This is a genomic window from Stenotrophomonas sp. YJH_SMC_29 (assembly GCF_059371235.1).
Genome location: NZ_JCAFUK010000029.1, coordinates 1 through 26,122, shown reverse-complemented (window position 1 = coordinate 26,122; position 26,122 = coordinate 1). Strand labels below are relative to the sequence as shown.

Annotated in this window: 27 protein-coding genes and 2 pseudogenes; 5 read left to right on the top strand and 24 right to left on the bottom strand. The window is 64.8% G+C overall.

Annotated elements, in window-relative coordinates:
- The coding region (locus AC5P9I_RS20925; RefSeq protein ID WP_284447986.1) for an IS3 family transposase at positions 1-115 on the top strand (115 nt) is incomplete at its 5' end.
- A 34-nt stretch (positions 116-149) separates the two neighbouring features.
- Positions 150-1,067: pseudogene (locus AC5P9I_RS20920) on the top strand (IS3 family transposase); the annotation flags it as partial.
- Here AC5P9I_RS20920 and AC5P9I_RS20915 read toward each other — a convergent pair.
- Both AC5P9I_RS20915 and AC5P9I_RS20910 read right to left on the bottom strand, forming a co-directional pair.
- Positions 1,041-1,856 (bottom strand): mechanosensitive ion channel family protein, encoded by an 816-nt coding sequence (locus AC5P9I_RS20915; protein WP_197606648.1) that lies wholly within the window; start codon positions 1,854-1,856, stop codon positions 1,041-1,043. The pseudogene AC5P9I_RS20920 and the gene AC5P9I_RS20915 sit on opposite strands and share 27 nt — an antisense overlap.
- Positions 1,856-2,332 (bottom strand): DUF8459 domain-containing protein, encoded by a 477-nt coding sequence (locus AC5P9I_RS20910; RefSeq protein ID WP_235645440.1) that lies wholly within the window; start codon positions 2,330-2,332, stop codon positions 1,856-1,858. The genes AC5P9I_RS20915 and AC5P9I_RS20910 overlap by 1 nt, the downstream gene beginning before the upstream one ends.
- 688 nt (positions 2,333-3,020) lie before the next feature.
- Between AC5P9I_RS20910 and AC5P9I_RS20905 the strand changes: the two genes are divergently transcribed.
- A complete protein-coding gene (locus AC5P9I_RS20905) occupies positions 3,021-4,229 on the top strand; it encodes an NnrS family protein (protein ID WP_235645441.1) in 1,209 nt (402 codons plus the stop codon).
- A gap of 15 nt (positions 4,230-4,244) precedes the next feature.
- Here the strand turns inward: AC5P9I_RS20905 and AC5P9I_RS20900 are convergent, their stop codons facing one another.
- From AC5P9I_RS20900 to moaA, 19 genes are all read right to left on the bottom strand, one after another.
- Positions 4,245-4,910 (bottom strand): sulfate/molybdate ABC transporter ATP-binding protein, encoded by a 666-nt coding sequence (locus AC5P9I_RS20900; protein WP_004146558.1) that lies wholly within the window; start codon positions 4,908-4,910, stop codon positions 4,245-4,247.
- Positions 4,900-5,583 (bottom strand): molybdate ABC transporter permease subunit, encoded by a 684-nt coding sequence (gene modB, locus AC5P9I_RS20895; protein WP_197606690.1) that lies wholly within the window; start codon positions 5,581-5,583, stop codon positions 4,900-4,902. Before modB ends, AC5P9I_RS20900 begins: the two co-directional genes overlap by 11 nt.
- 2 nt (positions 5,584-5,585) lie before the next feature.
- On the bottom strand, positions 5,586-6,326 hold the full coding sequence (gene modA / locus AC5P9I_RS20890; RefSeq protein WP_197606660.1) for a molybdate ABC transporter substrate-binding protein: 741 nt from the start codon (positions 6,324-6,326) through the stop codon (positions 5,586-5,588).
- A 21-nt stretch (positions 6,327-6,347) separates the two neighbouring features.
- Complete coding sequence (locus AC5P9I_RS20885) at positions 6,348-7,124, bottom strand: helix-turn-helix domain-containing protein (RefSeq protein WP_197606663.1); 777 nt, start codon at positions 7,122-7,124, stop codon at positions 6,348-6,350.
- A 7-nt stretch (positions 7,125-7,131) separates the two neighbouring features.
- Positions 7,132-8,343, bottom strand: a complete 1,212-nt coding sequence (locus AC5P9I_RS20880) for an oxygen-independent coproporphyrinogen III oxidase (RefSeq protein ID WP_197606665.1) — start codon at positions 8,341-8,343, stop codon at positions 7,132-7,134.
- A 44-nt stretch (positions 8,344-8,387) separates the two neighbouring features.
- Positions 8,388-9,719, bottom strand: coding sequence for an MFS transporter (locus AC5P9I_RS20875; protein ID WP_197606668.1), 1,332 nt, complete (start codon positions 9,717-9,719; stop codon positions 8,388-8,390).
- A 22-nt stretch (positions 9,720-9,741) separates the two neighbouring features.
- Entirely contained in the window at positions 9,742-10,632 is an 891-nt protein-coding gene (locus AC5P9I_RS20870; RefSeq protein WP_197606670.1) for a peptidylprolyl isomerase, read from the bottom strand.
- 3 nt (positions 10,633-10,635) lie between these two features.
- Positions 10,636-11,340, bottom strand: coding sequence for a respiratory nitrate reductase subunit gamma (gene narI, locus AC5P9I_RS20865; protein ID WP_004146540.1), 705 nt, complete (start codon positions 11,338-11,340; stop codon positions 10,636-10,638).
- On the bottom strand, positions 11,337-12,017 hold the full coding sequence (narJ, locus tag AC5P9I_RS20860) for a nitrate reductase molybdenum cofactor assembly chaperone (RefSeq protein WP_197606672.1): 681 nt from the start codon (positions 12,015-12,017) through the stop codon (positions 11,337-11,339). Before narJ ends, narI begins: the two co-directional genes overlap by 4 nt.
- On the bottom strand, positions 12,014-13,558 hold the full coding sequence (gene narH / locus AC5P9I_RS20855) for a nitrate reductase subunit beta (RefSeq protein ID WP_197606674.1): 1,545 nt from the start codon (positions 13,556-13,558) through the stop codon (positions 12,014-12,016). The genes narJ and narH overlap by 4 nt, the downstream gene beginning before the upstream one ends.
- Entirely contained in the window at positions 13,558-17,313 is a 3,756-nt protein-coding gene (locus AC5P9I_RS20850; RefSeq protein ID WP_197606676.1) for a nitrate reductase subunit alpha, read from the bottom strand. The genes narH and AC5P9I_RS20850 overlap by 1 nt, the downstream gene beginning before the upstream one ends.
- Positions 17,314-17,382: 69 nt before the next feature.
- A complete protein-coding gene (locus tag AC5P9I_RS20845; RefSeq protein WP_135965907.1) occupies positions 17,383-18,801 on the bottom strand; it encodes a NarK family nitrate/nitrite MFS transporter in 1,419 nt (472 codons plus the stop codon).
- A 148-nt stretch (positions 18,802-18,949) separates the two neighbouring features.
- Positions 18,950-19,321, bottom strand: a complete 372-nt coding sequence (locus AC5P9I_RS20840) for a DUF7009 family protein (protein ID WP_099475678.1) — start codon at positions 19,319-19,321, stop codon at positions 18,950-18,952.
- On the bottom strand, positions 19,278-19,895 hold the full coding sequence (mobA, locus tag AC5P9I_RS20835; RefSeq protein WP_197606680.1) for a molybdenum cofactor guanylyltransferase: 618 nt from the start codon (positions 19,893-19,895) through the stop codon (positions 19,278-19,280). Before mobA ends, AC5P9I_RS20840 begins: the two co-directional genes overlap by 44 nt.
- Positions 19,873-20,370 carry a molybdenum cofactor biosynthesis protein MoaE gene (locus tag AC5P9I_RS20830; protein ID WP_197606682.1) on the bottom strand — a complete coding sequence of 166 codons (498 nt, stop codon included), beginning with the start codon at positions 20,368-20,370 and terminating at the stop codon, positions 19,873-19,875. Before AC5P9I_RS20830 ends, mobA begins: the two co-directional genes overlap by 23 nt.
- A 1-nt stretch (position 20,371) precedes the next feature.
- Positions 20,372-20,632, bottom strand: a complete 261-nt coding sequence (locus AC5P9I_RS20825; protein WP_004146493.1) for a molybdopterin converting factor subunit 1 — start codon at positions 20,630-20,632, stop codon at positions 20,372-20,374.
- The gene (locus tag AC5P9I_RS20820) at positions 20,629-21,888 is read right to left on the bottom strand and encodes a molybdopterin molybdotransferase MoeA (protein ID WP_197606684.1); all 1,260 of its coding nucleotides are present in this window, start codon (positions 21,886-21,888) and stop codon (positions 20,629-20,631) included. Before AC5P9I_RS20820 ends, AC5P9I_RS20825 begins: the two co-directional genes overlap by 4 nt.
- Positions 21,885-22,883, bottom strand: a complete 999-nt coding sequence (gene moaCB / locus AC5P9I_RS20815; protein WP_099589911.1) for a bifunctional molybdenum cofactor biosynthesis protein MoaC/MoaB — start codon at positions 22,881-22,883, stop codon at positions 21,885-21,887. Before moaCB ends, AC5P9I_RS20820 begins: the two co-directional genes overlap by 4 nt.
- Positions 22,884-22,891: 8 nt before the next feature.
- Positions 22,892-23,872, bottom strand: a complete 981-nt coding sequence (moaA, locus tag AC5P9I_RS20810) for a GTP 3',8-cyclase MoaA (protein WP_197606686.1) — start codon at positions 23,870-23,872, stop codon at positions 22,892-22,894.
- Between the two features lie 195 nt (positions 23,873-24,067).
- Here moaA and AC5P9I_RS20805 point away from each other — a divergent pair, with 195 nt between their 5' ends.
- Positions 24,068-24,472, top strand: a complete 405-nt coding sequence (locus AC5P9I_RS20805) for a hypothetical protein (RefSeq protein ID WP_004146485.1) — start codon at positions 24,068-24,070, stop codon at positions 24,470-24,472.
- Here the strand turns inward: AC5P9I_RS20805 and AC5P9I_RS20800 are convergent.
- Together AC5P9I_RS20800 and AC5P9I_RS20795 are read right to left on the bottom strand one after the other, a co-directional pair.
- Positions 24,466-24,795, bottom strand: a complete 330-nt coding sequence (locus AC5P9I_RS20800; RefSeq protein WP_004146483.1) for a hypothetical protein — start codon at positions 24,793-24,795, stop codon at positions 24,466-24,468. The two genes, AC5P9I_RS20805 and AC5P9I_RS20800, sit on opposite strands and share 7 nt — an antisense overlap.
- Positions 24,796-24,931: 136 nt before the next feature.
- Positions 24,932-25,495, bottom strand: coding sequence for a flavin reductase family protein (locus AC5P9I_RS20795; RefSeq protein WP_004146482.1), 564 nt, complete (start codon positions 25,493-25,495; stop codon positions 24,932-24,934).
- Positions 25,496-25,817: 322 nt separating this feature from the next.
- Here AC5P9I_RS20795 and AC5P9I_RS20790 point away from each other — a divergent pair.
- Positions 25,818-26,000, top strand: a pseudogene (locus AC5P9I_RS20790) (transposase); the annotation flags it as partial.
- A 7-nt stretch (positions 26,001-26,007) separates the two neighbouring features.
- Here the strand turns inward: AC5P9I_RS20790 and AC5P9I_RS20785 are convergent.
- On the bottom strand, positions 26,008-26,122 hold a 115-nt coding region (locus AC5P9I_RS20785), incomplete at its 5' end, for an IS3 family transposase (RefSeq protein ID WP_284447986.1).

Here is a 26,122-nt window from a genome sequence, read left to right as displayed (position 1 = left end):
ATCGGACGTGTTCGACTACATCGAGATGTTCTACAACCCCATCCGCCGACATGGTTCCGCTGGCGGACTGTCACCGGTAGAGTTTGAGAGGCGCTACGCGCAGAGCGGCGACTGAGTGTCTACGGAACTCTGGCCGGTCCAGAACGCGATTTTTTGCGAGAAGCGGCCACGTTCTTTGCCAAGGGATCATCCTGAGGTATCAGGTGATCGAACGTTGCCGCGATGCCTTTCCGGTTCGACTGATGTGTCGGTGCCTGCGGATATCGGCCAGCGGCTATTAGGATGGAGCAAGCGCCTGGCCAGCCCCCGTCAGCTCGACAACGAGCGCTTGCTCGGGCGCATCCGTGAACTGCACGAGGACAGCCGTGGCGTGTTGGGTGCAGACCGGATGCGGGAAGACCTGGTTGATGATGGGGAGTCCGTCAGTCTTAATCGCGTGGCTCGATTGATGGCGGGCGATGGTTTGCAGGGCTGGCCGCGGCCCAAGCGTCGCGGCCAGCGTAGCCGGCCTGCGCTGGCGCCCCCCCCCCGGGCGTGCGTAACTGGTTGGAGCGGGACTTCACTGCGCTGGAGCCAGAAACTAAGTGGGTCACCGACATCACCGAGATCAAGACGCAACAGGGCAAGCTGTATCTGTGTGTAGTCTTGGACTTGTTTGACCAGCGTGTCGTGGGCTGGTCGATGCATCACCGACAAGACCAGAGATGGTGATTCGAGCGGTGCAGATGACTGTCTGGCAGCGTCAGGGCCGCCATCTGGTAATCCTACATTCCGATCGTGGCAGTCAATTTCGAAGTGGCGATTATCAGAGCTACCTGAAAGCCAATGCGCGGGCGTGCTCGATGAGCGCGGTCGGACATTGCGACGACAACGCTGCATGCGAAGGTTTCTTTGGCATGCTCAAGCGCGAGCGGATTCACCGAATGAGCTGGCCAACACTCGATGCGGCAAAAGCCGATGTGTTTGAATACATTGAGCGGTTCCACAACCGCCGGATGCGACGGAGGACCGCCAAGCGCGACCTGAAGTTCTCAACCCTTTCACAACCGTCCGTGATTTCGGGGTAGAACCCCCAGCCACATGCCAGCCGCCTGCGGATCACGCGAATAGTTCAGCAGCTTGCCGCTGAGCACATGCATGTTGGGCAGGCTGACCTCCACCCCGGTAAGGGTGCGGATGCGGGTGGTGAACAAACCGATCTGTATCACCTGCCCTTCCACCTCCGCCACTTTGACCAGATCGCCGACCGACATCGTCCTTGAATACAGCAGGGTGAAACCCGCCGCCGCCTGGCCGACGATGCTCGATCCGCCCAGCGAGATCATCACGCCCAGCAGCACCGTCAGGCCCTTGAACGCATCACTGCCCGAGCCGTGCAGATAGGGATAGGCCATCACCAGCGCAAACAGCCAGATGCCCGCGACGATCAGTTTGCGGCTGGGTTCGGCCAACTGGCGGTCGATGCCGAACAACTGGAAACGCCCATGCTGCACGCCGCGGAACAGGATGCCGATGATCTGGCTGGCCAGGCGTGCCAGCAGGAAAATGATCAGCGCCGTCACCAGCCCCGGGATGGCCGCCACCCCCGCCCACAACCAGGCTTTGGCCTGGGCAGCGAGCCACAACGTCATCGTCGTTGCCCACGGCTGGGTGTAGTCGAACTGATGGAATACATAGCGCAGCCATTCCTCGGCCAGCACCAGCACCGCCACCAGCAGCAAGGCGCGCGACAACCAGTCGGCCAGCGCATTGGCCCCATGCAGCATCTGCCGTACCGGCACGCTACGCAACGTCCCGGCTTTTTTACCCACCCAGGCCAGCATCGCCGCCCGCAGCTGACGTGCCAGCCAGGCCATCACCCAGGCCAAGGCGGCGGCCAGTGCGGGGCGACAAGGCTGTGCAGCACACCGCGAAGCACCCGTCCCGGCGCACGCTCGCGCTCGGCGGCGGCGACCGCCTCGCCAAGCCGGCTGCGCACCTCCTCGCGTACCTGGGCCAGACTCTGGCCCTGCGCGGTATCCACATCGGCAGGCGTGATGAGGGTGACGACTTCCCCGCCGAGCAGCAGGATCACACCGGCGGCGGTATCGTTGAAGGTGACGCCGGGCGTTCCCGGCTCGTCGACGATGCGCTTGATGTTGAATTCGGCAACCTGCGCCCGCTGCAAGGGCGAGCGCCCCATGAACGCACTGCGGAAGGTCAGGATGTCACGGTTGTAATAGCGCACCGTCGCTGGGGCATGCGCCTGGGCGGTGCTTTCTTCGGTCGCAGCCAGCAGCGGCGCAGGTGCAAGCAGCAGCGAGGCGCACAGCACAAGCAGCAGCGATGCCATCAAGGTGAACCCGCGTGCCAGTGGTGCTGTTTCGAGGCTGCTCCGGAACATCTTTCTGCTTCCCCGCAAGAAGAGATGACTTGCCGCTGGCGTGTTGCGTCGACCCGCCGCCAATCAGCCCCCACAGGCCGCAGGGTACGCCTGCCGCGGTGCTCCATCATCGCACCGCGGCAGGCGGATTGCCTGCCATCACGATCTGGCCACTATCGTCCAGGGTGCACCACACTCGCCCGCAGCAACGTAGCCCGGGTAAGCGCAGCGCACCCGGGAAGAGCGGTCCGGGCATCCGTATCCGCGCCAACCGCCCCGGGTGCGCTGCGCTTACCCGGGCTACGGCTTTGGTTAAATCTCGCGATGTGTGCTGTGGCTCACTCCTGTGCGAACGCCACGCCGACGGATCTGGGCGTCCCTCCCACTCCGCACCAACCGCCCCGGGTGCGCTGCGCTTACCCGGGCTACGGGCTTTCGTTCAATCTCGCGATGTGTGCTGTGGCTCACTCCTGTGCGAACGCCACGCCGACGGATCTGGGCGTCCCTCCCACTCCGCACCAACCGCCCCGGGTGCGCTGCGCTTACCCGGGCTACGGCCAGCCATTGATCTGGCGATGCTTGCCGCGGCTTTCTGCTGATGGCGCCGGCCTTGATATTGGTCAGTCCCGGCGGCGACGAAGGGGCGGATACTCGCTGCGTGGACACTTTCACGACCCGCGTGCAGCTATTCAATGCGCCACACCGGCTGCTGTTCTTCATCGGTGTCTGCAATCTCGGCTTGGCGATGGCTTGGTGGGCGCTCTGGCTGGCCGGCTTGCAGCTGGGCAGCCCCCTGCCCGTGCCCGCCGTGCCGCCGGCCTGGCTGCATGGGCTGTGGATGCAGTACCTGGTGCTGCCCAGTTTCATCTTCGGCTTCCTGTTGACCGTATTCCCACGCTGGATGGGATTGCCGGCACTGCCGCGGTGGCAATACGCGGGCGTTGGTAGCGGACTGTTCGGCGCGCAGATCGCGCTGCTGACCGCCGGCAGCGGTTGGCAACCCGGGATGTGGTTGGCCCTGTTGCTGGCGGCGCTGGGATGGGCATTCGGGCTGGTCGTACTCGGCCGCCTGCTGTTGCAGGAGAAAGGCCGCACCTGGCATGCGTGGTCATGCTGGTCCGGCTTGCTGATGGGCTGGATCGGCCTGCTCGGTTTCGCCGCCGCTGCCACAGGTGCTGATATCCGCTGGCAGGCACTGAGCGTGTCGCTTGGCACCTTCGGGCTGTTGCTGCCGATCTACGCAAGCGTCGCCCACCGCATGTTTCCGTTCTTCGCCGGCAACGTGGTGCCGGGCTACCAGGCATGGCGGCCACCACAATGGTTGGCGATCCTGTGGGGACTGTGCCTGCTGCATCTGGCCGGGGAACAGCTGCAGCAGCCACTGGCGACGCTGCTGGCCGATGCGGGCCTGCTGCTGTTGTCGCTGTACTCGCTGTGGTGTTGGTGGCCGCGCGGACCCAAGCCGCCGCTGTTGAGCGTGCTTTTTTACGGACTGGCGTGGTGGCCGCTGGCGATGCTGCTGTATCTGCTGCAGGACATCGCTGCGCTTGCCGGCCATACCGGCTGGCTGGAACGCGCGCCACTACATGCCTTGGCGATCGGCCTGTTCGGCAGCCTGTTGGTGGCCATGGTCACGCGTGTGACCCAAGGCCATTCCGGGCGTGCACTGGTGATGCCGGTGGTCGCATGGGTCGCCCTGCTCGGCCTGCAGCTGGTTGCCGTGCTGCGCATCCTGGCGCCGCTACTGGATGATCCCTGGCGTTGGCATGCCGTCGCCGCCGCAGGCTGGCTGCTGGTGCTTGCACCGTGGTTGCTGCGGTTGGGGTGGATCTACTGGCGCCCACGTGCGGACGGCAAGCCGGACTAATCGTTACGCGGAAAATCAGGCCTGCACGCGGCCATCAGCCAGATGCACCACCTGCTGGCCGAACATGTCCACGTCCTCCGGATCATGGCTGATCAGCAGCAGCGGGATACCGGTCTGGTCCAGCACCGTTTCAAGCTCCTGGCGCAGATGCGCACGCAGGGCGTGGTCGAGTGCGGCGAACGGCTCATCCAGCAGCAGTGCCTGCGGCTTGGTCACCAGCGCCCGCGCCAAGGCGGTGCGCTGACGTTGGCCGCCGGAGATCTGCGACGGCAGCAGGTCACCGAGATGATCGATGCGGAAAGCCTGCAGCCATTGTTCCACTGCATCAACGCGGCGGGCGCGCGACGGATTCAACAGACCCTGCTGCAGGCCGAAGCCGACGTTCTGCCGCACCGTAAGGTGCGGGAACAAGGCGTAGTCCTGGAACACATAGCCGATACGGCGCCGCTGCGGCGACAGATTGATACCTGCCGCCGCATCAAACAGTGCCTGCGCGTGCATGCGGATCACTCCTGCATCCGGCTGCAGCAACCCGGCAATGGCTTTCAGCGTCAGACTCTTGCCAGCGCCGGACGGGCCGAACAACACAACGTTCGGCTGTGTGCAACGCAAGGTCGCCTGCAGCTGGAACTGCTGTCCAGCCGCACTCAGTTGGCGCTGAACATCAAGCTCAAGCCACATTGCGCGCTCCTTCCTGCCGCCGCCCGACCAGTCGTGCGGCAAGCAGCAGCACGCTGATGCAGACCAGAGAGGACAGCAGCACCAAGGCGTTGGCGCGACCGTCATTGCCGGCCTGCACCGCCTCATAGATGGCAATGGACAAGGTCTGGGTGCGGCCGGGAATACTGCCGGCGACCATGATGGTGGCGCCGAACTCACCCATCGCGCGGGCGAACGCCAGCAGCAGGCCGGCAAGAATGCCGCGCCATGCCAGCGGCAAGGTCACCCGGAAGAACAGCGCCAGCTCGGACACGCCCAGGGTACGCGCGGCCTGTTCCAGCTGGCCGTCCACATCCTCGAACGCGGCACGCGCCGGCTTGAACACCAGCGGAAACGACGCCACCGCAGCAGCAATCACCGCCGCCTGCCAGGTGAACACCAGGTTGATGCCGAAGCTGCTCTCAAGCCACGCTCCCAGCGGCCCCTTGCTGCCAATCAGCACCAGCAGGTAATAGCCCAGCACCGTTGGCGGCAACACCATCGGCAAGGTGAATATCGTGTCCAGCAACTCCCGGCCAGGAAAGCGCCGCCGCGCCAACAAGGCACCAAATCCAACACCGAGCACGAGGTTGATCGCGGTCGCCCAGCCGGCCACCTTCAGCGACAACCACAGCGCGCTCCAGTCCAGATCCACCATCAAGGGCTGCCGAAGCCGTGCCTGTGCAGGATGGCCTGGCCCTGCGCCGAGCGCACGAAGGCGATGAAGCGCTTGGCTTCGGCGGCGTTGCGGCTGGTCTTCACCATTGCCAGCGGATAGCTGATGCCGCCTGCAACCGGCACCTGGAAGGCGCGCTGCACGCGCTCGCTCATCGCCTGCGCGTCGGTGGCGTAGACGAAGCCGGCATCCACTTCACCACGCGCCACATAGTCCAGTGACTGGCGCACGTTCTGGGTGCTGATCATCTTGGCCTGCACTGCCGGCCACACACCGGCCTGCTGCAGCGCGCCGCGTGCGTAGCGGCCGACCGGCACGCTGTCGGGGTTGCCGATGGCAACGCGCTTCACATCGGCCCTGGCCAGTGCCGCCAACGTGGTCGGCTTGTTGCTGGCCTGCGGCGGCACTACCACCCACAGGCTGTTCTGCGCGAACACGTGCTCGGTCGTTGGATCAATCAGGCCTTCGGTGTTGGCCTGCGCCATCGTGGCCTGGTCGGCCGAGGCCAGCACATCGACCGGCGCGCCGCGTGCGATCTGCTGCAGCAAGGTGCCAGAGGCGGCAAAATTCAGGTCGACCTTCGTGCCCGGATTGGCCTTCTCGTACGCGCTGGATATCTCGCGGAAACTCTCGGTCAGGCTGGAAGCCGCCGAGACCGTCAGGTCAGCCGCGCCTGCCGGCAGTGTGGCGGCCAGCAACAACAACGCCCACAGCTTGTTCATGCATGCATCCTCGGTTGGGCGTCACTCGCTTGCGTCATCGGTGGCCGCCATCAGCGCCAGGCGCTCCGGTTGCAGCAGGATGATCTCGCGCTGCTTCACCGCGATGACTTCTTCGTCGCTCAAGCGGCGCAGCACCCGGCTGGCGGTTTCCGGGGCCATGCGCAGGTAGTTGGCGATCTCGGTGCGGGTCATGGTCAGGTTGAAGCGGTGTGCGGAAAATCCACGCCGCGCGTAGCGGTTGGAGATATCCAGCAGGAATGCGGCCATGCGCTCCTCGGTGCGGTAGTTGGCCGCCAGCAAGGCGGCCTTGCCGATCTCGGCGCTGAGCAGGCTGAACAGCTTGGCCTGCAAGCCGGGCATGCGACTGGCCAACATGCTGATGCGCGGAAACGAGATGCGGCACAGATGCACGGTATCCAGCGCCACCGCATTGCAGGGATAGCGCGAACCGTGGATGGCATTCAGACCGATCACTTCGCCCGGCAGCGAGAAACCCAGCACCTGTTCATTGCCCAGGCTGTCGTCGACAAAGGTCTTGACCATGCCCGCACGCACCGCAGCGATTGCATCGAAGGGTTCGCCCGCGCGGAAGATGTAGTCACCGGCGTGGTACGGCCCGACGTGGTCGACCATCACGTGCAGCTCGTTCAGTGCGGTCTTGTCATAGCCCTGCGAGCTGCAGGCATCGGAGAACGCACAGGTCGTGCAGAAATGCAGCGCGTCACCGTCGCCGGCAGCGGCTGGATTCGGCGTCGCGGTGCCCAGGGGGCCGCGCGGTGGGGGTGTAGGTGACGTCATTCCGTTTTCAAGCAACAGCGGCCAAGGGGCGGAAGCACGCTGCGATCATACGCCACAGCAGCTCACCTTCGTTCTGGATCAGCAGCATATCGCCGTCACGGCGCACCCAGCCGCGGTCGATGAACATGCCGACACGCGCCCATGCGTGCTCGAAACAGGCGTCGAATGGCTGCGCGTTGCGCCATTCGAAGGCGCGCATGTCCAGCGCGTGATCGCAGGCCAGGCTCTGCACCACCTCATCGGTCATACGTTCATGCTCGGAAAGAATAAGTCCGGAGGATATGCCAGGCTGGCCAACCACCAGGCAGGCGCGCCAATGGCTAGGCTCCGGCTCGATGCGGCAGATGACATCGCCGATCTGGCTGCAGGCGCCCACACCGATGCCGAGCAGGTCATGGCGCTCGCGCCGCGGTACCCCGAGCAGGTCGCAATGGCGCTGGCCGTCACCGTTGCGCAGCGGCATTGGCAGGTCCGGCCGCTGGTAGTGGTCGCCACCCAACGGGCGGTAGCCGGCCGCCCGCAGCAGCCGCCACGCCTGCAGCCAGTCCGCCGGCAACGGGTATTCGGGCAGCAAGGCAGGCGATGGCAGGATGATGCGTTCGGGTGCCAGCTCCAGCACACGCTGCAGCCGCTGCAGGAACGACACATCGGCGTAGCAGGGAACGCGCAGCTGGTAGTAACACGCGGTGAACGCGGCCTGCTGGGCTTGCGCCAGCATCGCCGGGCCATCGATGCCGGCATGGTCGATCACCGTCATCCGGGTACAGCCGACCTCGCGCAATGCAGCCGGTGCGACATCGCTGGCCGCATCCAGCCGCACCTCGACCTGCGGTCGGGCGATGGTGCACAGCTGCTCCGGCACCGCGTCCAACAGGCGGCCCAGCAGGGCGGGTGGCAGGTGCTCGACAATACCCGGCTGCAACACCATGGCCGCCACTTCACGGTCACTGGCCAGCATGTTGGCATGCAGGCGCAGGCATACCAACAAGGCATCCAGCACGTTCTCTGCGCGTTCCAGCTCATGTGGGGGTGCGCAGAAACCCAGGGTCAACGCACGTGGAATCAGATGCTCGTTGCTGGCCTGCATAGCCGCACGCCAACCCGCCTCGGCAAAGCCCGGGCTCAGCTCCGCCGGCGCCGGGAACAATACGTGCGCGGGTTGCTGCAGCAATGCAACATGCAATGTGGCGTCATCCATCCCGGCGGTCTCTACTGACATGCAAGCATCCTCGCGCAGCGACCGCCGGGTTTCACTGATCTGGATCAAGCCCGCCGCTGTTTCTCCGCTGCGGCGGCATCGATGGCTTCGGGCAGGTCGGTCTCGCGATCGAGCTGCGGGAAGTTGCGACGCTCCATCCGGCGGATGGCGAAATGCATCCAGGTCAAGGAAATGCTGACCAGCACGAACAGCAGCATGAAGCAGCTGCTCCAGATGCCGAGCGCATCATTCAGGGCGCCAAACACGATGGGCAGGATGAAACCACCGAGCCCCCCGATCATGCCGACCACGCCGCCCACCGAACCCACGTGCTGGGGGTAGTAGACCGGGATGTGCTTGTAGACCGCGGCCTTGCCCAGCGACATGAAGAAGCCGAGAACGAATACCAGCACGGTGAACAGGGTCACGCTGATCGCCAGGTGGAAGCTGATCTCGCCGTGTATGCCCTGCACGATATAACGCGTATCCGGATAGGCCAGGATGAAGGTACAGATCGACGACACCCCCAGCGTCCAGTACATCACCCGCCGCGCACCGATGCGGTCGGACAGCCAGCCGCCCACCACCCGGAACAGGCTGGCCGGTATCGAGTAACAGGCGGCCAGCACGCCAGCCGTGCCGACGTCCATGCCGTAGGCGCCGACCAGATAATGCGGCAGCCACAACGCCAGCGCGACGAAGCCGCCGAACACGAAGAAGTAGTACAGCGAGAAGCGCCATACCTGCAGGTTCTTCAGTGGTGCCATCTGCTCGGCGAAGGACATCGGCTTGACGCCGCTGCGGCGACGGTCCTCCAGCGAGGGATCTTCCTTGCTGAACAGATAGAAGATGATGGCGGTGACGGCCAACCCGACCGCCCACAGCTTGGCCACCATCATCCAGCCCGAGGCCACCATCACCAGCGGTGCCAGCAGCTTGGTTACCGCCGAGCCGATATTGCCGGCACCGAAGATGCCCAGCGCGGTGCCCTGCTTCTCGGCCGGGAACCACTTGGACACATAGGTGACGCCGACCGAGAAGTTGCCACCGGCGATGCCGACGAACAAGGCCGCCAGCAGGAACTGCGGGTAGGTCTGCGCATAGGTCAGCAGCCAGGTCGCCACCGCGCCGCACAGCATCACCAGGGTCATCACCTTGCGCCCGCCGAACTGGTCGGACCAGATGCCGAGGAAGACGCGGATCACCGAGCCGGTCAGTACCGGGGTGGCGATCAGCAGACCAAACTGGGTGTCGTTCAAGCTCAGCTGCTCGCTGATCTGGATGCCGATGATGGCGAAGATCATCCACACCGCGAAACACACGGTGAAGGCGAAGGTACTCAGCCACAGCGCACGTTGTTGTTCGCCGCTGCTGATGTTCTGCAAATTCTGGCTCATTGCCGCTCCTGGGGATTACGTCTTACTCAGCCTGTGCTTCGATGTCTTCCAGCCCGCGCACCGGGTAGCGCTCGCGCAGCTCCAGCAGGAACTGCTGCACGTCGCGCTGGCGCACCTGCAACTCCAGGTAATCGCTGATCTGCGGCTGCACCTGTTCGAAACTGAGCGCCATGCCCGCTTCCAACGCATCGATGCTGACCACGTGGTAGCCCCAGCGCGATTCCACCGGGAAACCTGCCAGGCCCTGCCGCAGGCGGAATACCTGGCGGTCAAACTCGGGCGTGGTCTGGCCGCGTTGCAGCCAACCCAGCTCGCCGCCTTCGCTGCTGGACGGGCATTGCGAGTGGCGCGCGGCCAGATCGGCGAACAGGTGTGGCTGCTCCAGCAGTTCGCCGATCAGCTTCTCGGCTTGGGTGCGTGCCTTCAGCCGGCCGGCGATATCGTCAGCCGGCGCCGCCAGCAGGATGTGGCGTACACGGATTCGGTCCGGTGAGCGGAAGCGCTCGGGGTTCTGCGCGAAGTAGCGCTGGCAGTCATCCTCGCTGGGCACCCGGTCTTCCAGCGTCTGTTCGATCAGCAACTGGATGCGTGCTTCCTCGCTGGTCTCCTGGCCAACGCCGGGGGCATCGGCCAGGCCAAGCCGCTCGGCTTCCAGCCGCAGCAGCTCGCGTACCACCAGCGCACGCGCCGCATCGGCACGCGACTGCTCCGGGCGCATCGCCCGGTGGTATTGCATCTCGCGGGCGATATCGGCCTCGCTGATCGGTGTGTCCTGCACGTACAGGCTGCACGGTGCCGGTTGGCCAAGGCTGCGCGGGCCGTCATCGGCGTCGTGATGGTGGCCGGCCTCGGCCGGCACCGGTGTCTGCGAATCGATGACGGTGATGGGGAGAATGCGTGGCAGGCTGCCCATGGCTTACTCCCGCGGACCGTAGCGCAGCGTGGCCTGGCGACGACGCACCACTTGATATGGACGCCACAGGTAGCTGATCGGCACGCTCCACACATGCACCAGACGAGTGAACGGTGCGATCAGCACCAGCGTCAGCCCGAGGAAGATGTGCGCCTTGTAGACCCAGTGCACGCCCTCGACGTAATCGGCGGCACCGGCACGGAAGGTGACGATGTGCTGCGCCCACTCGGCCAGCATCACCATCACCCCGCCATCGAGATGGCCGGCGGAGACCTTGATGCTGTACAGGCCAAGGCAGAGCTGGGCGAACAGCAGCACCAGCACCAGCGTGTCACCGAAGCTGCCGATTGCGCGCACCCGCGCATTGGTCAGCCGGCGCACCAGCAGGATGGTGATACCGACGAAGCACAGCGCACCAAAGAAGCCACCCACCACCATCGCCAGCAACTGCTTCTGCGAAGAAGTGATGAAGGGCTCGTACAGCGCGTGCGGGGTCAGCAGGCCGACGAAGTGGCCGCCGAGGATGGCGATGATGCCGATGTGGAAGCAGTTGCTGCCAAAGCGCATGCCGCGGTCGGACAGCAACTGGGTGGAGCCGGTACGCCAGCTGTACATGGCCTTGTCATAGCGCGCCCAGCTGCCGATCAACAGCACCGCCACCGCGATGTAGGGATAGAACTGGAAGGCGAACTGATTGAGGTAATTCATGGCTGGATCTCCCGCGGCTGCGCGCGTGCCGGTGAACGATGGGGTGGATCGCAATCCTGCGAAGGTGCATCGGCGCCAAAGCGCACCGCTTCCTCTTCCCACAGGCGGTCCATGGCTTCGACGGTGTCGTCGCGCACTTCTTCGCTGGCCCGCTGGCGCAGCACGGCCAGGTTGACCTTGCCCTCGCCCGCCTCGACCAGGATTTCCAGCAGCACCGCATGCGGCAACTGCCGCTCGGCCGCGCGCGCGGCGAGCATGCCGGCGATGGGGCCGATGTGGTGCAGCCAATCCTTGGCCTCGGCCTGCGGCCGATGCGCCAGGTATTCCAGCAGCAGCGGCAGATAGTCCGGCAGCTCGCGCGCATCCAGCTCGAAGCCGTTCTTGCGATAGGCATCGATCAGGTCGACCATGGCCTGGCCGCGATCACGCGACTCGCCATGGATGTGTTCGAACACCAGCAGGCTCATCGAGCGGCCACGGTCGAACGTGGCCAGCCAGCGGTCCTGCGCGTCCAGCGGGTCGGTAGCAAGCAGGTCACGGACGAAGGTCTGCAACTGCCTGCGACGGGCCGGCGACAGTGCCGGATCATCGCAGGCCTCAAGCAGCTCCTCGCCATGCTGCCAAAGCTCGTCACGCGGGTAGTCCAGCAATACGCCAATCAGCTTGAGCACACTCATTTCACCACCTCATGCCGGTGCTGGCGGTTGGGATGCACCGCGAAGGTGGTGCTCTTGCGCTGGGTAAACAGATCCGCCGGGCTGTCGCCGTTGCAGCCATTGCCGAAGGTGAAGCCGCAGCCGCCACGCTCGCCGAAGGCGTCGTTGGCGTACTCGCGGTGGGCGGTCGGGATCACGAAGCGATCCTCGTAGTTGGCGATGGCCAGGTAGCGGTACATCTCCTCCACCTGCCTCGGGGTCAGCCCCACCTGCTCAAGCACACGCATGTCTTCCACGCCGTCCACGTTCTTGGCGCGGCGCCAGGCACGCATCGCCATCAAACGCTCGAGTGCGCGGATGACCGGCGCTTCGTCACCTGCGGTCAGCAGGTTGGCCAGGTAACGCACCGGGATGCGTAGCGAGGCGATGTCCGGCAGCTCGCCGCTCATGCCGACATGGCCGCGCTCGGCCGCCGACTGGATCGGCGACAACGGCGGCACGTACCAGACCATCGGCAAGGTGCGGTATTCCGGGTGCAGCGGCAGCGCCAGCTTCCAGTCGATGGCCAGCTTGTAGACCGGCGACTGCTTGGCCGATTCCAGCCAGCTGTCGGGTATGCCTTCGGCACGCGCAGCGGCGATCACCGCCGGGTCGAACGGGTCCAGGAAGATATCCAGGTGCGACTGGTACAGGTCCTTCTCCGCCGCCACCGATGCGGCCTCGGCGATACGATCCGCGTCGTACAGCATCACCCCCAGGTAGCGGATGCGGCCCACGCAGGTTTCCGAGCACACGGTGGGCTCGCCCATCTCGATGCGCGGGTAGCAGAAGATGCACTTCTCGGACTTGCCGCTCTTCCAGTTGTAATAGATCTTCTTGTACGGGCAGGCCGACACACACATGCGCCAACCGCGGCACTTGTCCTGGTCGATCAGCACGATGCCGTCTTCCTCGCGCTTGTAGATCGCGCCGGACGGGCACGCCGAGACGCAGGCCGGGTTGAGGCAGTGCTCGCACAGCCGCGGCAGATACATCATGAAGGTCTTTTCGAAGGCGCCGTAGATCTCCTTCTGCACCTTGTCGAAGTTGTAGTCACGCGACCGCTTGGAGAACTCGCTGCCGAGGATTTCCTCCCAGTTCGGACCCCACTCGATCTTCTCCATGCGCTGTCCGGTCAGCAGCGAGCGCGGCCGTGCGGTCGGCTGGTGCTTCAGCTCGGGCGCGTCGTGCAGGTGCTGGTAATCGAAGTCGAACGGCTCGTAGTAGTCGTCGATCTGCGGCAGGTCGGGGTTGGAGAAGATCTTGGCCAGCATGCGCCAGCGACCACCGGCGCGCGGCACCAGCTTGCCGCTGCCGTTGCGCACCCAACCGCCGTTCCACTTTTCCTGGTTTTCCCATTCCTTGGGATAACCGATGCCTGGCTTGGTCTCGACGTTGTTGAACCAGGCGTACTCCACGCCTTCGCGCGAGGTCCACACGTTCTTGCAGGTGATCGAGCAGGTGTGGCAGCCGATGCACTTGTCCAGGTTCAAGACCATCGCAATCTGGGCACGTACTTTCATCACACCACCTCCCGTGCGGCGCCGGTTGCACTCGAATTCGCGTCCTCACCATCCAGCCAATCGATCTTGTCCATCTTGCGCACGATCACGAACTCATCGCGGTTGGTACCGCAGGTACCGTAGTAGTTGAAGCCCCAGGCCAGCTGCGCGTAGCCGCCGATCATGTGGGTGGGCTTGAGCACGATGCGGGTCACCGAGTTGTGGATGCCGCCGCGGGTACCAGAGATCTCCGAACCCGGCACGTTGATGATGCGTTCCTGGGCGTGGTACATCATCGCCATGCCCGGCATCACCCGCTGGCTGACCACCGCACGTGCAGCAATCGCACCGTTGACGTTGAACAGCTCGATCCAGTCGTTGTCCTCGATGCCGGCGTTGCGTGCGTCGTCCTCGCTCAACCAGACGATGGGGCCGCCACGCGACAGCGTCTGCATGATCAGGTTGTCGCTGTAGGTGCTGTGGATGCCCCACTTCTGGTGCGGGGTGATCCAGTTCAGCACGATCTCCTTGTTGCCGTTCTGGCGCTTGTTGAGCAGCGGCTCCACCGTGCGCGTATTGACCGGCGGCCGGTAGCTCATGAAGGCCTCACCGAAGTCGATCATCCACTCGTGGTCCTGGTAGAACTGCTGGCGGCCGGTCACCGTGCGCCATGGAATCAGTTCGTGCACATTGGTGTAGCCGGCGTTGTAGCTGACGTTGTCGTCTTCCAGCCCGGACCAGATCGGCGAGGAAATGATCTTGCGCGGCTGCGCCTGGATGTCACGGAAGCGGATCGCCTCGTGTTCCTTGCCCACCGCCAGATGGGTGTGCTCGCGGCCGGTGAAGGTGCCCAGCGATTCCCAGGCCTTGACCGCGACATGGCCATTGGTTTCCGGGGCCAGGTGCAGGATCACTTCACAGGCGTCGATGGCGGTATCAATCGCCGGCCGGCCCTGGCTGATGCCTTCGCCCAGCACGGTGTGGTTGAGCTTGCCAAGGAATTCCACCTCGTGCTTGGTATCCCAGCTCATGCCCTTGCCACCATTGCCGAGCTTGTCCAGCAGCGGGCCCAGCGAGGTGAACTTGCGGTAGAGGTTGGGATAGTCGCGCTCGACCACCGCCATGCTCGGCATGGTCTTGCCCGGGATGGCCTCGCACTGGCCCTTCTTCCAGTCAGCCACGCCGAACGGCATGCCCAGCTCGTTGGGTGTGTCGTGCAGGGTCGGCACCAGCACCAGGTCCTTCTCGACACCGAGCACGCCCGGTGCCATGTCGCTGAGCGTGCGTGCGACGCCCTTGAAGATTTCCCAGTCGCTGCGCGATTCCCAGGCCGGATCCACCGCCTTGGACAGGGGGTGGATGAAGGGATGCATGTCCGAGGTGTTGAGGTCGTCCTTCTCGTACCAGGTGGCGGTCGGCAGCACGATGTCCGAGTACAGCGCGGTGGTGCACATGCGGAAATCCAGCGTCACCAGCAGGTCGAGCTTGCCTTCCGGTGCTTCGTCACGCCACTTCACGTCCTCGGGCTTGAGCGCGCCCATCTCGCCCAGGTCCTTGCCCTGCAGGCCGTGACGCGTGCCGAGCAGATGCCGCAGCATGTACTCGTGGCCCTTGCCGGAGGAACCGAGCAGGTTGGAGCGCCAGATGAACATCATCCGCGGGTGGTTCTGCGCGGCATCCGGATCGGCGAAGGCGAAGTCCAGCGAACCGTCCTTGAACTTGGACAGCGCGTAGTCGGCCGGTGCGATGCCGGCCTGTTCGGCCTCGCGCACCAGCTGCAGCGGATTGCGGTCCAGCTGCGGCGCACTCGGCAGCCAGCCCATGCGCACCGCGCGCAGGTTGAGGTCGGCCAGGCTGCCGCTGTACTTGGAGGCATCGGCCAGCGGCGACAGCAGTTCGTCCACCTGCAGCTTCTCGTAACGCCACTGCCCGGTATTGAAGTAGAAGAACGAGGTGCCGTTCATCTGCCGCGGCGGACGGCTCCAGTCCAGACCGAAGGCCAGCGGCTGCCAGCCGGTCTGCGGGCGCAGCTTTTCCTGGCCCACGTAGTGCGCCCAACCACCACCGGTCTGGCCCACGCAGCCACACATGACCAGCATGTTGATCAGGCCGCGGTAGTTCATGTCGTTGTGGAACCAGTGGTTCATGCCGGCGCCGACGATGATCATGCTGCGACCATGGGTCTTGTCGGCGGTGCGGGCGAACTCACGGGCAATCTCGATCACCTCGGCGCGTGACACGCCGGTGATGCGTTCCTGCCATGCCGGCGTACCCGGCACGTTGTCATCGAAGCTCTTGGCGACATTGCCGCCGCCGAAGCCGCGATCAACGCCGTACTGCGCCAGCAGCAGGTCGTAGACCGTCGCCACCAGCGCTTCACCGCCATCGGCCAGCGGTAGGCGGCGCAGCGGGATGTTGCGCTCCAGTACGTCCTCGGCCGGTGCGGCGGTCCAGCCGTCGCTCTCGATGCCGCCGAAATACGGGAAGCTCACCGCCTCGATACCGTCGTGGATGTCGGCCAGGCTCAGGCGCAGGCGCGTGTCATGGCCATCGCTGGCCTTTTCCTCGATGTTCCACTTGCCCTTCTCGCCCCAGCGGAAGCCGACCGAGCCATTCGGCACGGTGATGTCGCCGCTGTTCTCGTCGAACGCCAGCGTCTTCCATTCCGGATTGTTGCTTTCGCCCAGCCCGCCCAGCTCACTGGCGCGCAGGAAGTGGCCTGGCACCAGGCGACCATCGGCACGGCGCTCGATGCGCACCAGCATCGGCATGTCCGAGTACTGGCGGCAGTAGTCCTGGAAGTATTGCGAGGGCGTGTCGACGTGGAACTCGCGCAGGATCACGTGGCCGAAGGCGAATGCCAGCGCGGCATCGGTGCCCTGCTTGGGATGCAGCCAATGGTCGGTGAGCTTGGCCAGCTCCGAGTAGTCGGGGCAGATCGCCACCGTCTTGGTGCCGTTGTAACGCGCCTCGGTGAAGAAGTGCGCATCCGGGGTGCGCGTCTGCGGCACGTTCGAGCCCCAGGCGATGATGTAGCGGCTGTTGTACCAGTCGGCCGATTCCGGCACGTCGGTCTGCTCGCCCCACACCTGCGGCGAGGCCGGCGGCAGATCGCAATACCAATCGTAGAAGGACAGACAGGCACCGCCGAGCAGCGACAGATAGCGCGCTCCAGCCGCGTAGGACACCATCGACATCGCCGGAATCGGCGAGAAGCCGACGATGCGGTCGGGGCCGTATTCCTTGGTGGTGTAGAGGTTGGAGGCGGCGATGATCTCGTTGGCCTCGTCCCAGTTCAGGCGCACAAAGCCACCCATGCCGCGGCGACGCTTGTACTCACGCGACTTGGCCGGGTCCTGCACGATGCTGGCCCAGGCTTCGACCGGCGACAGGGTCTTGCGGGCCTGCCGCCACATGCGCAGCAAGGTGCCGCGGATCAGCGGGTACTTGAGCCGGTTGGCGCTGTACAGGTACCAGGAATAGCTGGCGCCGCGTGGGCAGCCGCGTGGTTCGTGATTGGGCAGGTCCGGGCGGGTGCGCGGGTAGTCGGTCTGCTGGGTTTCCCAGGTGACCAGTCCGTTCTTGACGTAGATCTTCCAGCTGCACGAGCCAGTGCAGTTCACACCGTGGGTGGAACGTACGATCTTGTCGTATTGCCAGCGGGCGCGATAACTGTTTTCCCAGTCCCGCCCTTCGCTCTTGCTGAACCCATGGCCATCGGCGAAGGGTTGTGGGTCACGCTTGAAGAACTGCAAGCGATCAAGGAAATAGCTCATGGTGAATCTCCGTTCGCAAACTGCTGCATCGTGGCTAGGGGTGACATCTGGCTGCTGTACGGGTGTAACTCAGCAGGGTGTTTCGGCGCCCCGCCGGTAGTACCACCACCAGGTCACGGCCAGGCAGGTGGCGTAGAACGCGATGAAGCCGTACAGCGCCATGTCCGGGCCGCCGGTCAAGCTGATCGAAGTGCCGTAGCTCTTCGGGATGAAGAAGCCGCCATAGGCACCGATGGCGCCGGAGAAGCCGACCACGGCTGCCGATTCGATGCTGGCCTGATGCGCAGCGGCCTTCTTGCCTTCAGCGCCTTCATTGGCCGACAGGCGCTCGTGCAGGGTGCGGAAGATCACCGGGATCATCCGGAAGGTGGTGCCGTTGCCGATGCCGCTGAGCACGAACAAGGCCATGAACGAGAGCAGGAAACCGTAGAAGTTGCCGCCCTGGCCGTTATTGGGCAGGAAGTGCAGTACGCCGAACACGGCGGCGATCATCAGCGCGAATACCCAGAAGGTCAGCCGTGCGCCGCCCCAGCGGTCGGCCATGCTGCCACCCACCGAGCGCATCAGCGCACCCAGCAGCGGGCCAATGAAGGCATAGGCCAGTGGATTCACGTCCGGGAACTGGCTCTTGACCAGCATCGGGAAACCAGCAGAAAAGCCGATATAGGAGCCGAAGGTGCCGATGTACAACCAGCACATCAGCCAGTTGTGCTTGCGGCGGAAGATCACCGCCTGCTCGGAGAACGATGAGCGGGCACTGGTCAGGTCGTTCATGCCGAACCAGGCAGCCAGCGCGAAGAAGGCGATGAACGGCACCCAGATGAAGCCGGCGTTCTGCAGGAACAAGGGCGCGCCGCCGTCCACCACCGCCTGCGGAGCGCCGCCCAGGGCACCAAACACGCCTACCGTGATCACCAGCGGTACCACCGCCTGCGATACCGACACCCCTACGTTGCCCAGGCCGGCATTCAGGCCCAGTGCCATGCCCTGGCGCTGCTTGGGATAGAAGAAGGAGATATTGGACATGGAGGACGAGAAGTTCGCGCCACCGAAGCCACACAGGATGGCGATCAGCACGAATACCCAATACGGCGTGGCGGGGTTCTGCACCGCGAAGCCCAGCCACAAGGTGGGCAGCAACAGCGAGGCGGTGGACAAGGCCGTCCAACGGCGGCCACCGAAGATCGGGATCACGAAGGAGTAGAAGATGCGCAGCGTCGCGCCGGAAAGACTGGGCAAGGCCACCAGCCAGAACAACTGATCGGTACTGAAGGCAAACCCGATTTTCGGCAGGCTGATGGTCACCGCCGAAAACAGCACCCACACCGAGAACGCCAGCAGCAGCGCGGGGATGGATATGACCAGGTTGCGGGTGGCAACGCGTTTACCGGTCTGCTCCCAGTAAACCGGATCTTCCGGCCGCCAATCGGTGATGACACCGCCGGGACCGGGCCTGCTGTTTTTTACGGCATCGCGACTGACACTCATGCAACGCTCCAAGGCTGTTTGATACGGCGCTGGTTCTGCTGTGCTGTTGCCTGCCCAGTCGCCACGGCGTCATTAAGCCCGGCGGCCCTGGGGCCGGTATTGATCTTGATCAACCAAAGGCGCCATAACGGCGCCTACCTGACAAATATCAATCTGCGGCGACGCTGACGTCGCTTGCACGGCGCTGCACGCCACGCTGGCGCACGCTGTCACGCACATCGACATCAAACTGAAGATGCAGCGGTTGCGGTTGCAGGGGGAGTTCGTAAGAGAGTCCATCACGGCACGGCAGGCGCTGCTGCAACGCTAGCACATCCTCCTGAGGCAGCGCGAACCGCAGCGCCGTGACGCTGCCATCCAGCCGCGCCTGTTCGCCTGCATGCAGCTGCAGCGCGCAGGAAAAGCCGCCCAGTGCCCCCAGGTCGGTCCGGCTGGTCACCCACTGCCCCGCCAACAACTCGGCCAGCTCGTTTTCGTCAATGCGCAGTCGTACGGACTGCGACTGGATCTGCACTTTCATGAGGCAGAGCCTCCCATTGGATGGGGGTATTGCAGTTCAGCAGACGGGCATCGCCATCGTCGGGCAGGGGCAGCTCGATGCTGCCCAGCTGTCGCTGCAGGCGGTACAACGAGCGCGGCCCGTTCACGTCCATCACCATCGACTGCAACAGGGTGCGACAGCTGCGGTCAATGTTCAAACGCATTGGCAGCGGTTGCCCGCGGAAATGCACGCAGCGAGCGTCACCTGCGTCACGCAACCGCCAAAGAAGTTGCCGGTCGAGCAGCGGCATGTCCACCGCCACCACCCAGACAGGGCCATCCGGCAGCGTCTTCACCACGCTGTAGAGCCCCCCCAACGGACCGCAGCGCGGCACCAGGTCGGGGACCGACTCGACCCCCGGCAGCACCGGGTAGCTGCCGCTGACCCGTAGCGTCTGCGCACCCGCGGCCTGCAGCAGCGCGCACATGTGCGCCAGCAGGGACCTGCCCTGCCAACGCAGCAAGGCCTTGTCCTGGCCCATGCGGCTGGACAGGCCACCGGCCAGCACGATGCCGGCCATGGCCGGCAGGTCAGTGGGCGTGATCGTGGACATGTCCGTCGTCGGCGTGCTCGGCGCTGGGTTGGCACAGGCTGCAGCCTTCGTTCCACTCGCTGTCGCCATCCTGGTAATGCTCCTGCTTCCAGATCGGCGAGCGGTGTTTGACCGCCTCGATCAGCTGCCGGCAGGCACGGAAAGCCTCGTCACGGTGGGGACTGCCGGCGGCAACAACCACCGCCACCTCACCCACCGCCAGGCGGCCCCTGGCGTGGGCCACGTACAGCTTGATGCGCGGGCCGAACTCGGCCTCCACCTCGGCCACCAGGCGCTGGAACTCGTTGAGTACCAGCGGCTCGAACATGTCATAGGTGATGCCCTGCACCGCGCGCCCTTGGTTCAGGTCGCGCACCTTGCCGATGAATACATCGATGCCGCCAAAGCCGGGGTCGGACACAAAAGCGATGCCCTCGCCCGGATCAATCGCGGCGGCGCTGCGCTCGACCACTTTCCATAGATTTTCCGCGCTCATTTCAACCTCCGCTCACCGGTGGCAGGATGGCCACACGACCGTCCGCAGGCAGCGGCTCGCTGTCGCGCAGCACGCGCTTTTCATCGGCAAACACCGAATAGTCCACCAGCCCGGCACGGAACCGGGGGAACCGTTCCAGCAGCAACTCGCGCAATGCCCGGCGCAGGTCCACGATGTGTTCACCGTTCACCCGCACGCTCAGCTCGCGGCGATGATCCAGCTCGGAAAACACACCAAACAACTGCACAACGACCTCTCTCATGCTTCCTCCTGCCGGGCCAGTTGCAGCGGCTCGCGATGCCCCCAACCCTGCACGCGTGCCAATGTGCCGGCCGGGGCCAACGCATCCTCACCTTCCAGAATCGCCCAGGCGTTGGCCTGCAGCATGGTCTTGAGCCGGAACGATTCCTGCCCGGACAACACCCGCACGCTCAGCCGCCCCCCCGCATCCAGTTCCACCCGTGCCCGTGCGTGCATGCGCAGCCCCGGTGGCTTGCGCACATCGCCCTGCAACGGCAACTGCAACTGCGCCTCTTCTTCCAAACCCAGCATGCGGCGCAACACCGGCTCCACGAAGAAGCGCAACCCCACTGCCGCGGATATCGGATTGCCCGGCAGGCCGAAGTACAGGCAACCATCGGCCAGGCGGGCGAACAGCAGCGGCTTGCCCGGGCGGATGGCGACCTTGTGGAACAGCACGGTGGCACCACGGGCACGCAGGGCATCAGGGATGAAGTCATAGCGGCCCTGCGACACCGCCCCCGTACTCAGCATCACGCGCGCGCCGGCGGCCAAGGCCGCGTCCAGCGCAGCATCAAAAGCAGCCACGTCATCGCCAACGACACCGTTCCAGACCACATCAGCACCCGCGGCGTGCAGGCGGCTGACCAGGAAGGGGCGGTTGCTGTCGCGTATCTGCCCGGACTGCAACGGCTGGGCCGCATCACTGATCAGCTCCTTGCCGGTGCTGATGACCGCCACCTGCGGCCGCTGCTGCACCTGCACCCGGGCTGTCCCGAGGGCATGCAGCAAGGTCATGGCGTTCACATCCAGCGACGTGCCAGCGGCAAGCACGGTTTCGCCCAACTCCACGTCCTGGCCGCGCAGCCGCACGTGTTGCCCGGGCGTGACCATCGCCTGCAGACGCACGCGCGCAGGACGACCCTCCACGGCATCCAGCACCTCCACCTGCTCGACCGGCACCACGCTGTCCAGGCCGGCCGGCATGCGCGCACCCGTCATGATTTCCCAGGCCTGTGCTGCCTCCCCCTGTGCTGCGGCATCGCCTGCGGCCTGCCAGCCGGCAACCTGCAATACGGCACCGGCAGGCAAGGGCTGGCCGTCCGCGCACAGGGCGAAGCCGTCCATCGCAGCATTGTCGAACGGTGGCAGGTGCTGGGCACTTACCACTGGCGCAGCCAGCACCCGGTCTGCTGCCTCGGCAACCACCACCTGCTCGGTCTTTGGCGCCGGCGCCTCGGCCAACAGGATCTGCAGGGCCTGCGCGTAAGTGATCATGCGTGGCTGGCCCCGTCGATCATCGCCAATGCATGGCCCAGCACCGGCGTGAGAATGCTCATGCACTGTGCCGCGGCACGCGGGCTACCCGGCAGGGCGATGACCAGCATGCCCCCCAGTTGCACCACCTCGGCACGGCTCAGCCATGCCAACGGCGTGTGCTGCGCGCTAAGGCCACGGAGCATCTGCGCCAGCCCGGGCACGCTGCGCCCACCCAGCGACTGCAACGCCTCTGGAGTGAGATCGCGCGGTCCCAGGCCCGTGCCGCCAGTGCACAGGCAGATGCGGATGCCGCTGGCGGCGAACGCGTGCAGACGCCCGGCCAGCGGCTCGATGCCATCGGCCAGTACTTCCGTGCTGACCACTTCGCCGCCCAGTGCACGCAGCCCCTCGGCCAGCACTGGCCCGGATTCATCCACATAGTCGCCCCGGCTGGCACGATCGCTGAGCGTGATCACCACACAGCTCGCACCTTGCAGCTGTCTTGGCGGACGCGGGCGGAAGCGCTCACGCTCCTCCGCATCCATACCCTGTGGGTGCAACCACACGCCGCTCTTGCCGCCTTCCTTGAACAGCAGCCGGACACCGCCGATCTCCAATGCGGGCTCGACCGGCTTGCTGAGGTCATACAAGGTCAGCAGGGCCGCGTTGACCCCTGCCAGCGCTTCCATCTCCACCCCGGTACGCGCTTCACTGGCGCATTCGCACCACACCCGGATGGCAAGCCGCTCCGGCGCCGGCGCGCAGTAAACCCTCACCAGTTCCAGTGGCAGCGGATGGCACAGCGGCATCAACGCCGAGGCCATTTTGGCCCCCTGCAGGCCAGCAATCTCGGCCATCACCAGTGCGTCCCCCTTGGGCAGACGTCGCTCGACGATCAGGGGATAGGCAACAGGCCCGGCGACAAGCTCACCCACCGCCACCGCGCGGCGACGGGTAATGCGCTTGTCACGTACATCGGCCATATGGAATGCCGCACTCATCTGCCCACTCATTGCTTGTCTCATCCTCCAATCGAGGCCAGATGCGGGGTCAACCCGGTCTGGCCGAAATGCAGTCCATGCCCGGCTGCCTTCAGCCCAAGCTGGGTGGTGATGCACGCCAGCAGCGCGCCCTGGTCCTCATCTGACTGCAGCAGCGGCCGCAGTGCGATGCCGAAGTCACCGAACAGGCACAACCGCAGATCGCCGCGCGCGGTAACCCGCAGGCGGTTGCAACCTTTGCAGAAATCCTTTGAGTAAGGAGCGATGATGCCGATGCTGCCGCGATGGTCGGGATGACTGAACTCACGTGCGGGGCCCGCATCGGCAGCGCGTCTGCGCTCGCTCCAGCCAGCAGCCAGCAACTGCCCGACGATCACATCGGCGCACAGATGGTGACGTTCAAAGTAATCGCGGTTGTCACCGGTGCGCATCAGTTCGATGAAACGCACGCTCACTGGCCGGTCGCGCAAGAAGGCCATCCATTGCGGCAGTTCGTCGTCATTGAGGCCGCGCAGCAGCACGGCATTGAGCTTGACCGATTGCAGGCCCAACGCCTGGGCCAGGGCGATGCCTTCCATCACCTCGGGCAGGCGGTCATGTCCGGTGATGGCATGGAAACGCTCGCGACGCAGGCTGTCCATACTCACGTTGAGCGCAGTCAGGCCCGCACGATGCCAGCCTGGCAGGCGCCTGGGCAGCAGGCAGCCGTTGGTGGTGATGGCAACCTTGCGCACGCCCGGCACCTGCGCCACGGTGGCGATGATCTGGTCCAGGTCCTTGCGCAGGCTCGGCTCGCCACCGGTCAGGCGGATCTTGTGCATGCCCAGCGTGGCAAACGCCCGTACCAGCCTTGCGATTTCATCCACCGCAAGAAAGCGCGGCCGGCCGTCGGCCTGGTAGCCGTCGGGCAGGCAATAGCTGCAACGGAAGTTGCAGGCTTCGGTCAGCGACAGACGCAGGTATGGAAAGCTGCGCCCGAAGCCATCGGTGAGTTGGCTCATGGCTGTTTCACCTCCTGACTGCACGTATCCACGCTCGCCCGGCATGCCGGGGTTCCCTCGCCTGTAGTGACTGACCGTCAGCCTACGTGGGGCTTTGAAGCGATGGCATGACTTAAATCAATCAAGGGCACCGCCATGCCTTGCGAAGCTATGGCAGCATACCCTTTACCAACGCCCTGTCCTGTGACCCCGATCATGATGCTGAACGATTTCAATGGCCTGCTGCAGGCAGCAGGACAGCAAACCGAGCCCCAACGCCTGTTGTTTGTGTTCGTCAAAGCCGACCTGCCCGAATCACCCACCGCCGATCAGCATGCCCGCCACAGCAACGGCGAAGGTGGCACGTTGAGCCCGGTGCTGTGTGTGGACAAGGCCCCGCAGGAAATCGCGTCCTTCCAGACCCTGGCCGCCGAATCCGCCCAGACCGGGCTGGTCTGGGACCTGGTGTTTGTTGCCTCACTGGATGGCCGTGGCGGCATTGCCCCGTCCAGCGATGAAGCAACGCAACCACTGCGCCTGATGGTCAACGCGGTCAACGACGGCCAGATCAGCCGTTTTGCCGCCTTCGATCGCGATGGCACACCGGTGCAGTTCTACTGAGCCAGCAGCTGCAGCATCAGGAAGAACACCACCAGCACCGTATTCAAGCCCCAGGCCACGGTCAGGCCGCGCGCGGCAACACCGTAATTGGGATTTTGCGCGCTCGGCGCCGCCCGCCATACCGCCGGGATGATCCAGCCCGTATACAGCAGCAGCGCCGCGAACAACGCCAGCAACAACGGGGTGCGCCCCTGCGCCAACGCCCAGAGGGCGGCGGCCCATAACAGGTTGCTGGGGATCACCCCCTGCAGCCAGAACACGCGCCAAAGTCGGGAGGGCGGCAGCTTGTCACCTTGGGCGTGGAGGGAACTGACAGCGGTCATGGCTGCAACTCCTAGTCAGCGAGGCATGGGTACACTTTGCGCCGCCGAGGCGGGCGGGTCAAATCCCTGCCCGGTGTCGGCGCGCGCGGACAGAGCCCAACGCCCAGGCGAGCCGCCCGAACGGCCCGCACCATACTCACCCCAGCATGTCCGGCCGGAACAACGAACGGCGGCTGATCATCCTGCCTGCCGTCATGAACACTCCATCGCCGGTGTAATGCAGCGTACGCGGATGCCTGGGCGACACTGCCACATGCGCCTTCACCACCTCGAAGACGAAGAAGTTGTAGCGCTCCACCAGCGCATCGTCGTGCAGACGGCATTCGAGGTTGGCATGACACCGCCCCAGCAGCGGCGCACGCACCCGGGATGCCCGCACCGGCGCAAGATCGAACAGCGCGTACTTGTCCACCGACACACCACTGCAGTTGCCGATGCGCACCACCGTATCCGCCAACGGGACCGTCGGCAGGTTGATCACACACTCCCCACTACGGCGGATCAGATCGAAACTGTGGGTGGCGCTGGAGATCATCAGACCGACCAGCGACGGTGAGAACTCCAGCACGGTGTGCCAGCCCAGCGTCATGATGTTCCGCTGCTGCTGCCATTGCGACGTCACCAGCACGATGGGGCCGGGCTCAAGGTACTGACGCACTTTTTCCACGGGGAAATCCTGCTTGCGTAATGGCGAACGCATCCTGGTCTCCTTGTTTCATGTGTGATCAGCGCTGGACAGCACCACGCTCCGCGCAACAGCACACCACCTGCAGGGGAAGCATTACGTGAGCGTCCCCCATGCAGCGCGTTGTCCCGGCCCCCGCCGGCACTAACACATGCAGCCATGAATCCGTGTCCGGATTGAGCAGACCTACATGGTCGCCGGCTTCTCCTAACCTGCCGGCTTGTATCCCCGTACGCAACCACTGTGCCAAGGACAGACACATGCGACCTCGGAGGGGGTTCACCCCCGTTTTCACGGACACTTACAAGAAGGCCGATCGAGGCCATGAGGAGTGTTCATGTCAAAGCGTCGCAAGTTCAGTGCCGAGTTCAAGCGTGGCGCGGTGGAGCAAGCCAGTCGGCCCGGTGTCAGCTGCGCCCAGGTGGCCCGTGAGCTGGGCATCCGCGACAGTCTGCTGACCCGTTGGAAGCGGGAGGCGGAGACGGTGGGGAAAGCCGCCTTTGGACCGGCCAGAGTTCCGTAGACACTCAGTCGCCGCTCTGCGCGTAGCGCCTCTCAAACTCTACCGGTGACAGTCCGCCAGCGGAACCATGTCGGCGGATGGGGTTGTAGAACATCTCGATGTAGTCGAACACGTCCGAT

Coding starts and splice junctions, on each gene's coding strand:
- AC5P9I_RS20915 (WP_197606648.1), bottom strand. CDS start 1,856: ATGGCCTGGCTGGCACGTCAGCTGCGGGCGGCGATGCTGGCCTGGGTG.
- AC5P9I_RS20910 (WP_235645440.1), bottom strand. CDS start 2,332: ATGGCATCGCTGCTGCTTGTGCTGTGCGCCTCGCTGCTGCTTGCACCT.
- AC5P9I_RS20900 (WP_004146558.1), bottom strand. CDS start 4,910: ATGTGGCTTGAGCTTGATGTTCAGCGCCAACTGAGTGCGGCTGGACAG.
- modA (WP_197606660.1), bottom strand. CDS start 6,326: ATGAACAAGCTGTGGGCGTTGTTGTTGCTGGCCGCCACACTGCCGGCA.
- AC5P9I_RS20885 (WP_197606663.1), bottom strand. CDS start 7,124: ATGACGTCACCTACACCCCCACCGCGCGGCCCCCTGGGCACCGCGACG.
- AC5P9I_RS20880 (WP_197606665.1), bottom strand. CDS start 8,343: ATGTCAGTAGAGACCGCCGGGATGGATGACGCCACATTGCATGTTGCA.
- AC5P9I_RS20875 (WP_197606668.1), bottom strand. CDS start 9,719: ATGAGCCAGAATTTGCAGAACATCAGCAGCGGCGAACAACAACGTGCG.
- AC5P9I_RS20870 (WP_197606670.1), bottom strand. CDS start 10,632: ATGGGCAGCCTGCCACGCATTCTCCCCATCACCGTCATCGATTCGCAG.
- narI (WP_004146540.1), bottom strand. CDS start 11,340: ATGAATTACCTCAATCAGTTCGCCTTCCAGTTCTATCCCTACATCGCG.
- narJ (WP_197606672.1), bottom strand. CDS start 12,017: ATGAGTGTGCTCAAGCTGATTGGCGTATTGCTGGACTACCCGCGTGAC.
- narH (WP_197606674.1), bottom strand. CDS start 13,558: ATGAAAGTACGTGCCCAGATTGCGATGGTCTTGAACCTGGACAAGTGC.
- AC5P9I_RS20850 (WP_197606676.1), bottom strand. CDS start 17,313: ATGAGCTATTTCCTTGATCGCTTGCAGTTCTTCAAGCGTGACCCACAA.
- AC5P9I_RS20845 (WP_135965907.1), bottom strand. CDS start 18,801: ATGAGTGTCAGTCGCGATGCCGTAAAAAACAGCAGGCCCGGTCCCGGC.
- AC5P9I_RS20840 (WP_099475678.1), bottom strand. CDS start 19,321: ATGAAAGTGCAGATCCAGTCGCAGTCCGTACGACTGCGCATTGACGAA.
- mobA (WP_197606680.1), bottom strand. CDS start 19,895: ATGTCCACGATCACGCCCACTGACCTGCCGGCCATGGCCGGCATCGTG.
- AC5P9I_RS20830 (WP_197606682.1), bottom strand. CDS start 20,370: ATGAGCGCGGAAAATCTATGGAAAGTGGTCGAGCGCAGCGCCGCCGCG.
- AC5P9I_RS20825 (WP_004146493.1), bottom strand. CDS start 20,632: ATGAGAGAGGTCGTTGTGCAGTTGTTTGGTGTGTTTTCCGAGCTGGAT.
- AC5P9I_RS20820 (WP_197606684.1), bottom strand. CDS start 21,888: ATGATCACTTACGCGCAGGCCCTGCAGATCCTGTTGGCCGAGGCGCCG.
- moaCB (WP_099589911.1), bottom strand. CDS start 22,883: ATGAGTGGGCAGATGAGTGCGGCATTCCATATGGCCGATGTACGTGAC.
- moaA (WP_197606686.1), bottom strand. CDS start 23,872: ATGAGCCAACTCACCGATGGCTTCGGGCGCAGCTTTCCATACCTGCGT.
- AC5P9I_RS20805 (WP_004146485.1), top strand. CDS start 24,068: ATGATGCTGAACGATTTCAATGGCCTGCTGCAGGCAGCAGGACAGCAA.
- AC5P9I_RS20800 (WP_004146483.1), bottom strand. CDS start 24,795: ATGACCGCTGTCAGTTCCCTCCACGCCCAAGGTGACAAGCTGCCGCCC.
- AC5P9I_RS20795 (WP_004146482.1), bottom strand. CDS start 25,495: ATGCGTTCGCCATTACGCAAGCAGGATTTCCCCGTGGAAAAAGTGCGT.